11 protein-coding genes, 2 tRNA genes and 1 rRNA gene are annotated in these 13,256 nt (G+C 42.9%); 6 read left to right on the top strand and 8 right to left on the bottom strand.

What is annotated here, in order from left to right:
- The first annotated feature begins 14 nt into the window (after positions 1 to 14).
- The 4 genes from rrf to crcB all read left to right on the top strand — a co-directional run bounded on the left by rrf (position 15) and on the right by crcB (position 1,389).
- Positions 15 to 130: ribosomal RNA gene (gene rrf / locus OCU30_RS12275) — 5S ribosomal RNA — on the top strand.
- 50 nt (positions 131 to 180) lie between these two features.
- Positions 181 to 257, top strand: a tRNA-Asp gene (locus OCU30_RS12270).
- Between the two features lie 57 nt (positions 258 to 314).
- A tRNA-Trp gene (locus OCU30_RS12265) sits at positions 315 to 391 on the top strand.
- A gap of 614 nt (positions 392 to 1,005) precedes the next feature.
- Positions 1,006 to 1,389, top strand: coding sequence for a fluoride efflux transporter CrcB (crcB, locus tag OCU30_RS12260; RefSeq protein ID WP_077315415.1), 384 nt, complete (start codon positions 1,006 to 1,008; stop codon positions 1,387 to 1,389).
- Between the two features lie 346 nt (positions 1,390 to 1,735).
- On the opposite strand, the gene choV is transcribed toward crcB, so the two are convergent.
- The 7 genes from choV to OCU30_RS12225 all read right to left on the bottom strand — a co-directional run bounded on the left by choV (position 1,736) and on the right by OCU30_RS12225 (position 10,691).
- Positions 1,736 to 2,971, bottom strand: coding sequence for a choline ABC transporter ATP-binding protein (choV, locus tag OCU30_RS12255; protein WP_077315416.1), 1,236 nt, complete (start codon positions 2,969 to 2,971; stop codon positions 1,736 to 1,738).
- Complete coding sequence (gene choW, locus OCU30_RS12250) at positions 2,968 to 3,816, bottom strand: choline ABC transporter permease subunit (protein WP_077315417.1); 849 nt, start codon at positions 3,814 to 3,816, stop codon at positions 2,968 to 2,970. The genes choV and choW overlap by 4 nt, the downstream gene beginning before the upstream one ends.
- A 64-nt stretch (positions 3,817 to 3,880) precedes the next feature.
- Positions 3,881 to 4,822 (bottom strand): choline ABC transporter substrate-binding protein, encoded by a 942-nt coding sequence (locus OCU30_RS12245; protein WP_077315418.1) that lies wholly within the window; start codon positions 4,820 to 4,822, stop codon positions 3,881 to 3,883.
- Positions 4,823 to 4,863: 41 nt separating this feature from the next.
- Positions 4,864 to 6,555, bottom strand: a complete 1,692-nt coding sequence (gene betA / locus OCU30_RS12240; RefSeq protein ID WP_077315419.1) for a choline dehydrogenase — start codon at positions 6,553 to 6,555, stop codon at positions 4,864 to 4,866.
- Positions 6,556 to 6,564: 9 nt separating this feature from the next.
- The gene (gene betB, locus OCU30_RS12235; RefSeq protein WP_077315420.1) at positions 6,565 to 8,025 is read right to left on the bottom strand and encodes a betaine-aldehyde dehydrogenase; all 1,461 of its coding nucleotides are present in this window, start codon (positions 8,023 to 8,025) and stop codon (positions 6,565 to 6,567) included.
- 11 nt (positions 8,026 to 8,036) lie between these two features.
- The gene (betI, locus tag OCU30_RS12230; protein ID WP_077315421.1) at positions 8,037 to 8,639 is read right to left on the bottom strand and encodes a transcriptional regulator BetI; all 603 of its coding nucleotides are present in this window, start codon (positions 8,637 to 8,639) and stop codon (positions 8,037 to 8,039) included.
- 261 nt (positions 8,640 to 8,900) lie between these two features.
- Positions 8,901 to 10,691 carry an aminopeptidase P family protein gene (locus tag OCU30_RS12225; protein ID WP_077315422.1) on the bottom strand — a complete coding sequence of 597 codons (1,791 nt, stop codon included), beginning with the start codon at positions 10,689 to 10,691 and terminating at the stop codon, positions 8,901 to 8,903.
- Between the two features lie 380 nt (positions 10,692 to 11,071).
- Between OCU30_RS12225 and OCU30_RS12220 the strand changes: the two genes are divergently transcribed.
- Together OCU30_RS12220 and tsrA are read left to right on the top strand one after the other, a co-directional pair.
- Positions 11,072 to 12,283 (top strand): multidrug effflux MFS transporter, encoded by a 1,212-nt coding sequence (locus tag OCU30_RS12220; protein ID WP_077315423.1) that lies wholly within the window; start codon positions 11,072 to 11,074, stop codon positions 12,281 to 12,283.
- Between the two features lie 95 nt (positions 12,284 to 12,378).
- On the top strand, positions 12,379 to 12,660 hold the full coding sequence (gene tsrA / locus OCU30_RS12215) for an H-NS-like global regulator TsrA (RefSeq protein ID WP_077315424.1): 282 nt from the start codon (positions 12,379 to 12,381) through the stop codon (positions 12,658 to 12,660).
- 41 nt (positions 12,661 to 12,701) lie between these two features.
- Here tsrA and asnC read toward each other — a convergent pair whose 3' ends face one another.
- Positions 12,702 to 13,175: a transcriptional regulator AsnC gene (gene asnC, locus OCU30_RS12210; protein ID WP_077315425.1), complete on the bottom strand. Its 474-nt coding sequence runs from the start codon at positions 13,173 to 13,175 to the stop codon at positions 12,702 to 12,704.
- Between the last annotated feature and the right edge of the window lie 81 nt (positions 13,176 to 13,256).

Here is a 13,256-nt window from a genome sequence, read left to right as displayed (position 1 = left end):
ACAAAAAGAATTTGCTTGGCGACCATAGCATTTTGGACCCACCTGATCCCATGCCGAACTCAGAAGTGAAACGAAATAGCGCCGATGGTAGTGTGGGGTTTCCCCATGTGAGAGTAGGTCATCGCCAGGCTTGAATTTAGACATAGTGCTGCGTGCAGCATTATGGAAAAACCAGTTTGCGGAGCGGTAGTTCAGCTGGTTAGAATACCGGCCTGTCACGCCGGGGGTCGCGGGTTCGAATCCCGTCCGTTCCGCCACTAATTAAAAAACCTCAGATGATTCTGGGGTTTTTTAATATAGAATGTACCTATTTTAGGGGTGTAGCTCCAATTGGCAGAGCAGCGGATTCCAAATCCGCGTGTTGGGAGTTCGAATCTCTCCACCCCTGCCATATAAAATAGCCTCAGTCATTAGACTGGGGCTTTTTTACGTCTGTAGATAAGGCTATGGATGAAAGGGATATTTGTATAGAAGCGCAGCGGATTCGCTTTCCACAAGACAGCGCGTGTTGGGAGTTCGAATCTCTCCACCCCTGCCAGATAACGAAGCCTCAGTCGTAAGACTGGGGCTTTTTTACGTCTCTAGCTTAAGTCTAGGTGAAAAAGATGGGACGCATAGAAGATCAGCGGATTCGCTTTCCATAAGCCCGAGCGTGTTGGGAGTTCGAATCTCTCCACTTCCTTTGATATAAAAAATTCGTCATCAAACAGCTGATCTTTTCTACAGATTTATAAATTATTAACTATTTACCTTATGGTCTCAAATATCGGGCGTATTGATTGATATAGACTATAAAGTAGCGAGAGTTTTTGATCTTTAATAAAAACGACGTTATAAGACCGCTTATCGCGAATTCTCGGGTATAAGTGACTCCTGTCACTTTTTATATTTGTGATGCTTTTCGTATATGGCTACGCAGTTTTGCGGGTTTTTAAAGCAATATTTTTATGCTTATTTGTACGTTTTTTGTTTACAATGGTAAGCAAATATTTCGAGGAATTGATTATGGGACAAATTACCACTTTGCTTTGGATAGCGGCTGGCGGTGCATTAGGCGCTTGTTCACGCTACTTGATTTCTGATTTTACCGTGACTCTGTTTGGTCGTGCTTTTCCTTACGGGACATTATCCGTCAATATTATTGGTTCACTGATTATGGGAATTTTGATGGCATGTTTTCATAATGAATGGTTAAACCCATACCCATGGCGTCAAATTATTGGGCTAGGCTTTCTCGGCGCACTAACCACATTTTCTACGTTCTCCATGGATAATGTCACTATGATGGAGCAGGGGGCATTTTTAAAGATGGGACTGAATGTCGTGATGAATGTGTTTTTTAGTATTTCTGCTGCTTACATTGGCTATCAGTGGTTATTACGCTCATAACTGTCATCTTATTTATCGGGTTAATGTAATAGGATAAATACAGGTGCATCACCTTTAATACTTAGTCTTATGAGCTTGTTATGCTTTGGTTCACCTATCTAAATAGTAAGAATATTTTACAGATGACTGATATCCATGGTCGTCTCATATTCTTTTTATAACAAGTATGACTGGTTATTATGTTCCCTAGTGTTTCACGTGAAACATAGAGTGGGGACATCTTTCGTGACATTACGATCTAAACGCTGGATGTTTCACGTGGAACCTTCTGCTAACGAAAACGAAAAGGGTGACTCAATGAGTCACCCTTTATATCTTCTATCGCTAGATTCGAATTAGTACTACGTTAAGCCGCTTTTACTTTTTTGTTTGTTTTACAGAGATTGATATCACGTTCTGGCTCATCTGTAATATCATTATATTTTCCTAATAGAGCATGATAAAAATCGTGATCATTGAGCGTGCCGACTACACGATTATCTTCGACTAAAACAATAGGGTGCTCGGTTTGATAGCGAATATCGATAGCATCGCGCATAGCGATATCTGGCGTAGTAATCACAATTGTATTGGTATTAAAGATTTTATGGTCTGTTTCAGGTGACCACTCGACAACGTCATAGCCGTGCTTTCCATATACGTCCCAGCTATCTACCGTTTTTTCTAACCAAATATCTTCTCTTTCACATATCTGAACTAAATTACCTTCCAGTTTCAAGTCATGCGCTGAGTTCATTAATGAACGTCCACATAGCACATTTAATGGGTTGGTATGAGCAACAAAGTCTTTAACGTATTGTGTTTCCGGATTTAAAATAATGTCTTCTGGCTTGCTATATTGTATTAACTTACCGGATTCCATAATGGCAATACGCGAACCAAGCTTTAATGCTTCATCTAAATCGTGACTCACAAAAATTATGGTCTTATTGAGTTTCTTTTGCAGGTCTAACAGCTCATCTTGCAGTTGTGAGCGGATTAGAGGGTCTAGCGCTGAGAATGGCTCATCCATTAAAAGAATGTCACTATCCATAGCAAATGCCCGAGCTAAGCCAACACGTTGTTGCATGCCGCCAGATAACTCATGTGGTAATTTATTCGCCCATTCCCCAAGACCAACCATGTCTAATTTTTCCTGAGCACATTGACGGCGTTCGGTTTTAGTTACTCCCTGCATTTCCAAACCAAACGCAACATTATCAACCACACTTAACCAAGGCATCAGTGCGAATTTTTGAAATACCATCGAGATACGCTGGATTCTCAAATCTCGCAATTCTGTTTCACTGCATGTGGCTAAGTCGACATTAGTGTCGTCGTTTTTTATTTTGAGTGACCCACGCGTGATAGTATTTAGGCCGTTAACTGCGCGTAATAGGCTTGATTTACCTGAGCCGGATAAACCCATAAGCACACAGATTTCCCCCTCATTGACGTCTATGGATACGTTATTTACACCGACAACAAGACCTGTCTCATCAATAATTTCTTGGCGTGTTTTGCCTAGGTCTAATAATGTAAGTGCTTTTTCTGGATGTTGACCAAATACAACGTCTAAATTTTCAATGCAGATAGATTTCATGAATGCGTTTCCTTATGGCTAGGGGCTTTACAGAGACGATCAAGAATAATCGCGACAAGTACGATCGCGAGGCCAGCTTCGAATCCTTGAGAGATATTGACAGTATTGAGTGCACGGATGACCGGTTTACCTAAGCCATCAGCTCCAACAAGTGCAGCGACGACGACCATAGATAGAGAAAGCATGATGCATTGGCTCACACCTGTCATGATGCTGGGCATCGCAGCGGGTAACTCTACTTTGAACAGTAATTTCATTCGACTGGCTCCAAAGGCTTTACCCGCTTCTAGTAGCTCTTCAGGAACACGTGTCACGCCGAGATAGGTAAGACGAATTGGTGCGGCAATAGCGAAAATAATCGTAGATATAAGTCCTGGTACGACACCAAGGCCAAACAAAACTAAGGTTGGAATGAGATAAACGAAGGTCGGTACGGTTTGCATTAGATCTAGTATAGGGCGCATTAATGTATACAGTAGCGGGCGGTGTGCGGCCATAATACCAATAGGTACACCGACTAAAATAGAGATACCTGTTGCGGTAAATACCAGCACAAAGGTTTCTAACATTTCATCCCAATAGCCAAGATTTAATATCAGTAGTAAAGCCGCAATAATAAAGGCGACCAAAGGAATACTACGATGAATCCACCAAGCGAGCGCTGCGGTGATAGCGATGGGCATAGCCGCTGGCATCGACTTAAAAATATCCACTAAAAACATGATGACTGTTTCTAGAGAAATGGAGATGGCATCGAAGAACCCTGAGGCATTCATTGTTAACCAATCTACCGTTGACTCCATCCATTGACCGAGTGGGATTTTGTAATCAGTAAAAATATTCACAATTAATCCTTGTTTAATTAATGGGACATGTAAGCCCCATTTTTATTGAGGTGAGAGAGTGAGACTACGCGTTATCTTTCGAACTATTTAGGTAGGAGATAACCGCTGCTTTTGCTGGTTTCCCATCAATGGTTTTGACATTTTTAAGCCATTTATCTAGGTATTCTTCATGACTTTTAAGCCACGCACGTGCGGCGATAGCAGGTTTTTGATTGTCGTTAAGAATTCGCGACATCATATGGTTTTCCATATTGAGATCGAACTTGAGATTAGTAATTAATTCACCGACGTTAGGGCATTGTTGCAGGTAATCTTTACGTACGTTGGTCATGACTTTCGCTCCACCATAATTAGGGCCAAAGTAATCATCACCGCCAGATAGATATTTCATATCAAATTTACTGTTCATTGGATGCGGCGCCCAGCCTAAGTAGGCGATCCATTGATGACGACGTATTGCTCGTGAGACTTGTGAAACCATACCAGCTTCGCTGGATTCGACGAGATTAAAGTCTTTTAGATTAAAAGCATTCTTATCAATCATCGACTGAATAAGTCGGTTGCCATCGTTACCAGGCTCAATTCCATAAATGCGTTCTTTGAATTTATCAGCATATTTGGCTAAGTCAGCAAAAGAATGGACACCAGCATCATAAACGTACTTCGGCACCGCAAGGGTATATTTAGCACCTGTTAAGTTTGGTTGCACAATTTCTACGGTACCAGCTTCGCGGTATTTAGCTATATCACCTTCCATTGTTGGCATCCAGTTACCAAGAAATACGTCAATATCACCACTTGCCATCGATGAATAGGTGACCGGCACAGACAGTAGTTCTGTGTCAGTCTTATAACCGAGTCCTTTTATAATTTCGCTGGCGACAGCGGTTGTTGATGTGATATCTGTCCAACCTACATCGGCAAACGTTACTTTTTCGCAGTTATCCGCATACGCATTCATCGATAATAGGGCGGTTGAAATTAGACTAATGGCTTTGTATTTCATTGTGTTGTCCTTAATTTAATTAAGTAAAGTACTGTGCAGGATTATGCAGATACACGTTTGGGTGTATTGAGTCTTTGAGTGTCCTGCCAGTTGGGTGCTATCCATATAGGCACCTCGGTTGGTGGTAATAACGAACGATCTAAAATTAGGTCTGCAGCACGTTCAGCCACCATGATAGTGGGGGCATTAAGGTTTCCGTTGGGAATGGTCGGGAAAATGGAAGAGTCGACGACTCTAAGGTTATTAATACCACGGACACGACAGTGCTCATCTAAGACAGCAAGCGGGTCATCAGCAGCTCCCATTTTGCAGGTACATGATGGATGGTAGGCACTTTCTACATTGTCTTTTACCCACTTATCAATCTCTTCATCTGTGGTAACGTCTAAGCTAGGTTGTATTTCAGTGCCGCGATAATCATCCAGTGCTGGTTGGGCAAGGATTTCCCGAGTTAGGTGAATACAATCACGCCAGTCTTGAATATCTTGTGGGTGCTGTAGATAGTTAAATTTGATGGCGGGTTTCGCGTTCGCATCGTTAGACGTAATCCACACACTGCCTCGGCTAAGCGGTTTATTTGGGCCTACATGAACTTGAAAACCATGTCCGTCAAAAGCGGTTTGGCCATCGTAACGCATGGCGGCAGGAAGAAAGTGGTATTGCAAGTTTGGCCATTTCAATCCTTTGCGAGAGCGGATAAAGGCGCATGACTCAAAGTGATTGGTCGCACCTAAGCCTTTTTGCGTTAACATCCACTTAGTTCCAATTAGTCCTTTGCTGATGAGACCGAGTTTACTGTTCAGGCTAATAGGCTGAGTGCAACGATATTGAAAATAAACTTCTAAGTGATCTTGCAGGTTTTTACCAACACCTGGTAGATCGTGTACAACATCAACACCAGCTTCTTCAAGAATGTCTTTTGGTCCTATTCCTGAGAGTTGTAGAAGTTGCACGGAACCAATTGATCCTGCGCTCGAAATGACTTCTTTATTCGCACTTACTTGATGTAGGGCGCCATTTTTTTCAAATTCAACGCCAGTTGCAACATTGTCTTCGAGAAGGATTTTACGAGTCAGTACGCCACTAATAACCGTTAGGTTAGAGCGTTTCATTGCACGGCGTAAATAGGCATTTGACGTTGAGGCGCGGATACCTTTATCAACCGTCATATGCATTGGGCCGAAGCCTTCTTGTTGATAGCCGTTATAATCTTGTGTTTGTGGGTATCCCGCTTCTTGGCCTGCATCAATAAAGGCTTGGTATAGGGGGTTAAGTTCCATGTCATTGCCATTACATGTAGCTAATGGCCCATTGCCACCTCGGTAGGTATCTTCACCACCAATCCAACGTTCTGCTTTCTTAAAATAGGGTAGGCAGTTAGCATAATTCCAGCCTGTTGCTCCATATTCTTGCCATTCGTCGATGTCACATGCATGTCCACGCACGTATACCATGCCGTTGATAGAGGAGCTGCCTCCGAGAACCTTTCCACGAGGGCAATGTAGATGACGGCCATCTAAGCCGTCTTCTGCTAATGATTCAAATTGCCATGCATATTTAGGCGTGTTCATTGGATAAGAAAGTGCGGTCGGCATTTGAATAAAAATACTTTTGTCACTTCCGCCCGCTTCTAAAAGCAGTACTGAGAGCTCACCTGATTCGGTTAAACGATCCGCTAACACACACCCAGCTGAACCCGCTCCAATGACAATATAATCATAATCTTTTTTCATAGCCCCTCCTTATTCGTATGCTCCAACAAACTCGTCTAATTCAATGAGCACGCTTTTGGTTTGCGTGTAGTGGTGTAGAGTTTCCATACCGTTTTCACGTCCTACGCCAGACGATTTATATCCACCGACTGGCATTTGCGCAGGAGAATCTCCCCAGGTGTTGACCCAGCAGATCCCAGCTTCAAGTTGGTGAATAACACGGTGAGCTCGAGATAGGTTGTGAGTCACAATACCTGCCGCAAGTCCGTAGTCCGTATTATTGGCGCGAGCAATGACTTCGTCTTCGTCGGAAAATTTAAGTACGGCCATTACAGGGCCAAAAACTTCGTTCTGTACTAATTCCATCTCATCGGTGCAGTCGGTGAAAACAGTAGGAGCCACAAAGTTACCAGTGCTTAAGCCATTTTCAGTAATACGGTAACCACCCGTTAGTAGTGTGGCTTGACTACGTTTAGCCTGTTCGATGAAAGCGAGTACTTTTTCCATATGATCACGGGAAATAAGCGCACCAACTTGCGTATCTAGATGTAGAGGATTACCAATAACAAGTTTTTCTGTGCGAGTTTTTAGCTGGCTAATAAACTGATCGTAAATACTGTCATGAACAAAGACGCGGGTACCATTAGTGCAGACTTCCCCTTGCGTGTAGAAATTGGCCATCATCGCGATAGAGACAGCTTGTTCTATTTTGGCGTCATCAAAAATTATCAGTGGCGACTTGCCACCTAATTCCATCGTGACTGATTTCAACGTTTGCGAACTCGCGCCCATGACTTTTTTGCCGGTACCCACTTCGCCAGTAAAAGAGACTTTCGCAATATCTGGATGTTGGGTCAGCATTTCACCCACGCGGCCATCACCTTGGATGACGTTGAATACGCCAGCGGGTACGCCAGCTTCCGTAAAAATTTCAGCAAGTTTTAGAGCACTTAATGGGGTTTCTTCTGATGGTTTAAAAATCATTGCATTACCCGCAGCAAGAGCAGGGGCAGATTTCCACATGGCTATCTGGATTGGATAATTCCATGCGCCAATACCGGCACAGATCCCCAGAGGCTCTTTACGTGTGTAAAAAAATTGATTAGTCGAGAGGGGTTGTTGGGTGCCTTCTAAGGCAGGAGCTAAGCCTGCGAAGTATTCAATAACATCCGCACCTGTGACCACATCGACACAGTTGGCTTCTTGTAGCGGCTTACCGGTATCAAGCACTTCGAGCTCGGCCAGCTCGTCATTACGTTCACGTAATAGGGCAACGGCTTTAAGTAGGATACGGCTGCGTTCTGTAGCGGTCATGGCAGACCATACTTTAAAACCGGCTTGTGCTGCTCGAATCGCATCCTGCACATCTTGCTCACTCGCTTGCCCAAGTACCGCTAAAGTTTCACCTGTTGCGGGGTTAGTGGTCGTAAATGTGGTCCCAGATGAAGCGAGACGTGTTTCACCATTAATATATAAAGATGCATTTTCCATAACGAATAAACCTACTGAGTTGCTTGCGCGGCATGCGCTAATTGATGTTCTAAATAATCGGAAATAATAAAGCTGGCTTCTTCCGTGTTAATTCCTTGTTGATTCAAAGTTCCTCTTAACCAGAACCCATCGATTAACGCCGCTATACCTTGAGCGACACGTTGCGCTAAGGGCTTGGGAAGCAGAGGCTTAAGCTCGATTAATAAATGAGAAATGAGGCGCTTTTCGTTAATACGTTGTAAGCGCAGTAGCTGCGGGTCATGCATTGAGAAAGACCAAAACGCAATCCACGTTTTTGCGACTTCGCTTCTTGCTTGATAGCCAGAAAAATTCGCTTTGACTATCGCGTTAATGCGGTCTTTATGAGCATCAAGAGGATAATCGGCTAGCGTTGTCATCACCGTTTGCGCGTGTTCACGCAAGATGGCTCGCATCGTTTCTTCAAGCAATCCATGCTTACCACCAAAGTAGTGATTAATGATCCCCGTCGAGACACCAGCTTCACGACTGATCAAAGAAATACTGGCGGCGTGTAACCCGACACGCTCGATCACGGCCATCGTTGCTTTAACGAGCTGAGGCTTACGAATATCCGGCATCCCAACTTTTGGCATAACTATCCCTTAAGTTTTAATTGAACGATTAATTAAGTATAAGATTACGCATCAAATGTTTAGATCTCAAATCTTTTTTCTGATTTTTATGTTGGTTTTATGTGGAATTGATAATTTTTGATAATAAAAACAAATCCTTAACTTTGTGTGTTTTTTTTGTATTTTATGTTAATTATTAGGGGTGATAATGAATAAAATAGGTTTAAAAAAAATCCCTCAGTGTTCAAAACATTGAGGGATTTGAAAGCGGGAGAGAGAAGATTAGTGAGTGTTTGATAATGGTTGAGTGGCGTGTTTTAGCCACGTTTTGACATCACCTTCAACTAACGGGCTTACATCATTCCAAACGATTTCGTGATAGTGGTTGAGCCAATCGATCTCAGTCTGAGTTAGGAGTGAAGTATCAATGGCTCGCGTATCAATTGGACAACGAGTGAGTGACTCAAAACCTAGCATACTCATATCACCACTCGTTGGGATATCAACAACAAGCTCTAAGTTCTCGATACGAATACCGAAGGCTTCTGCGCGGTAATAACCAGGCTCATTAGACAACACCATACCGGGTAATAAAGCAACAGGGTTTGTCCCTTTACCAATACGCTGCGGACCTTCGTGAACATTAAGGAAATGCCCCACACCATGACCAGTGCCGTGATCAAAATCGTAACCGTTAGCCCATAGATATTGGCGAGCCATGATATCGAGGTGGTGCCCACAAGTACCTTTTGGAAAGCGAGCCTGATCGAGGCTAATATGTCCTTTGAGTACTAACGTAAACTGCTGCTTCATTTCTTTGCTTATGTCACCAATGGCGACCGTACGGGTAATATCTGTTGTACCATCGATATACTGACCGCCCGAATCAACCAAGTATAAGCTGTTCATTGGTAGCTTACCTGGTTCTGGTTGGTTCATATGGTTATAGTGACACATGGCCGCATTGCTGCCCGCGGCTGAGATAGTATCAAAGCTCAGGTCGGCTAGTGTGTCGTCTTGTTTACGAAACGCGTAGAGTGTATCTGCAAGAATAGCTTCATCTAATTGCGCTTGGCTCGCCACTTGTTTGTCTAACCAAGCTAGGAAGTTAACCATCGCGGCACCATCACGAATGTGGCAGGCTTTCATACCTGCTATTTCAGTGGCATTTTTCGCCGCTTTTGGTAACGCACAAGGATCTGAAGCTTTGATAATTTTTGCATTGGCATTTTGTAAGGTTAGCATCATCCAAGCATTGCTGGTTGCTGGATCAAGCATGACCCGTTTACTATCTAACTCAAGTAGTTTAGTCATTAACTGATCAGGATGATGTACACGAACATCTTTACCAACGTGTTCGTCAAAACCTTCGGTTAGGCGCGCTGGATCAAGGAAAAACTCAACACTGGCGTCTTTATGAATAATGGCGTGAGACAGTACGACAGGAAGGCGAGCTACATCTAAACCGCGAATGTTTAATAACCAGCAGATTGAATCTAACGCGGTTAGTACCGCACTTTCTGCGTTATTTTTAATGAGTATTTGTGCGATCTTTTGACGTTTAGCATGGCTCTCTTCACCGACTAATTCTTGTCCCATTAAACGCATATCTGAAACAACTGGCGCAGGGCGATCGGTCCATAATACATCGATAGGGTTCGTCTCCATGACCACCAAATCGAAATGATGAGCGAGTTTATTTTGGGCATTCGTCAACCACTGAGCACTATGCATGCGAGGGTCAAAACCAACTTTACTCCCTGTCGGCATTTCAGATATTAACCAATCTAAATAAGGTTCTTCAATGAGATGACGATATTCGAAGAGATCATTAGGAACCTGTTTACCGACTTGTACGGTATAGCGTCCATCCACAAACATTGCAGCAGATGTCGCGGTAACAACCGCGGCGCCTGCCGAACCAGTAAAACCGGTCAGCCAGTGTAGGCGTTCGTTATGTTCGGGAATGTACTCGCCAAGATATTCATCTTCATGAGGAACGATGATGGCATCGAGTTTATGTTGTGCCATCCAGCCGCGTAGGGCTTCAACACGTTGAGCTGTGACTTGCATTGATTATTATCCTTTACTGTAACAGTCCGTATGAAGGCGGAAAGAGGCCATATATATGTGAGAAAATATTTCGCGTCTCTTTAGAAGTACGCGTAGTAATAGAATCCCAGTATCTTCCGCCGTTAGTATGATATATGAAAGTTTTACCAGTGTAGTGAAAGGAACTAGCAGGGTAAATATACAATCTGATTTAGCTCAAATTACGATAAGAATTAATGTTTTGTTGCGAAAATATTGGTATAAAACTGCATGCCTATTCACAATCTGCGCGGATATCGTGATGGTTGCCAATTTGGAACCAAGAGGGTGAAAATAAATCAATATATTTGCGCGTATTATTTCACTATATTCAGCGAAACTCTTTCTATTTAAGGTGTTCTATGCCCACTCTACAACGGATAACTTCACCAGCTCGTTATCAAATGATCTTGTTAACACTCTTAGTCCTATTTAGTCCGTTAGGTATTGATATATATTTACCCGCGTTACCACTGATTTCTGAAACGTTTCACGTGGAACATGCGTTAGCAAAATACACTATTACTGTGTTTTTATTTTCGATGGGATTAGGCCAACTGTTTGCTGGGCCACTTGCGGATCGTTATGGGCGTAGAACAGTCGCATTAGGCGGAATTATACTGTATTGCTTAAGTTCGCTAATGGCTTGGCAAGCACATAATATTGAATGGATGCTCACTGCTCGGCTAATGCAAGGGTTTGGCGCATGTGCGACGTCTGTTGCAGCTTTTGCCACTGTTCGAGATGTGTTTGGCGCGGATAAAAGTGGACGTATGATCAGCTACCTCAATGGTGCTATTTGCTTTATTCCCGCGCTTGCGCCTATTCTTGGCAGTTATCTGACACAAGCTTTCTCTTGGCGAGCTAATTTTTCTTTTATGGTCGGTTATAGTTTGGTGGCAGGTGCTTTCATTTGGCGAGTAATGACAGAAACCAATCCAGCGACAGAGGAAGATAAGCAAAGGCCGACTTTCCAAATGGAACGTTACTGGAGCGTGATTAAAAACCCCGTATTTTTATTTCATGCTAGCTTATGTATGTTGGCAATGGCGGTGATCTTATCTTATGTGACCTCCGCGCCACTCGTACTGATGGAACGTCTTGGTCTCTCCATGAATAGTTTTACGTTTTGGTTTGGTATTAATGCCGCTCTTAATATTGTTGCGTGTATGACCGCACCAAAAATAATGGATAAACTCGGCACGCACCGCGCAATAATTCTTGGGATTATTTTACTAGGTATAGCTGGCGCTCTAATGGTATTGTTGTCAGGTCAACAATCGGCCTTACGGTTTATGCTACCGATATTTATTTCTTCTATCGGTTTTGCATGGGTGTTGGGTGCTTCTGCCGGTAAAGCGCTAGCGCCTTTTGGCGATAGAGCTGGAATCGCCGCCGCCTTATTAGGCTTATTACAAATGAGTGGCTCTGGTTTTATTGTGATGGCAATTCAGTCATTAGATGTCACCCCGTATTGGCATATAACGATTCAAATGTGGTTATTACTCCCAGGACTTGCCATACTCTTTTCTCCCATCGGGAAAAAATGGCACCAATGGGTGCTTGAGCCTTAATTCTAGGTTCGGTAAATTACCATCTCATTTATCTATATCAGTGCGAGTCTTTAAAGGCTCCACTCTTCTACTAATTATATTTGGAACATGAATAAATGTCTTTAACAACCTACGAAATGGCTCGCGTTTTAGAGCAGCTAGACGAGTCTCCAGAAAAGGTCATGTTTGGCAAACTACTGAGTGGATTAGGTAATCAAAGTAGCGAGCGTATTCAGAGCGCAGCAAGACAAGTCCCCGTTAGCGTGTTGAAAGATCTGATTTATCAATTTCAGCAAGTGATCGAGTCGCGTAAACATGAGCAAGTGGAGACACTCGCGAAAGAGCTTGCCGAGCAAGGTATTTCAGTAGAAGAGCTACAACAGTACTTAAATAAATAATGTTATGTGTGGACTATAAAACTTCGGCACTTTTGCAGGTTTTATGGATTCACACTACGGTTGATGGGGTTTTGTAGAGAAATTAACGTTTCTGTTGATTGAACCTCATCAATAGCCTGTAATTTATCGATTAATACATACTGTAATTCTTCAATTGAGCGACACATCAACTTAACAAAAATATTATATGCCCCTGTTGTGTAATAGGCTTCAACCACTTCCTCTAATGCATTCAGCTTCTCTAGCGCTGAATGATAATCTCGCGCCGCATTCAAATTAATCCCAATAAAACAGCACACATCATAGCCAAGCTTTTTGGTATTCACGATCACTTCGGTACCTTGAATAATATCGGCCGCTTTCATCTTTTCGATCCGGACATGTATCGTTGCTGGACTGACATTAAATTGTTTCGCCATTTCTGCGTAGGGTGTGCGAGCATCATCCATTAATATTTTTAAAATGGCTTTATCAAGATCATCGAGTTTAGCGGGAGCAGTTAATGGCGATGTCATATTGTTCTCTTTGTTGAGGAGGATGTTGGCATCTTAGCATTGTGCACTAAAAAAATATCTCCTTCGTTATCAGGTCGTGAA

The organism is Vibrio palustris (assembly GCF_024346995.1).
Taxonomy (GTDB): domain Bacteria; phylum Pseudomonadota; class Gammaproteobacteria; order Enterobacterales; family Vibrionaceae; genus Vibrio; species Vibrio palustris.
This window is presented reverse-complemented; position numbering and strand designations above follow the sequence as displayed.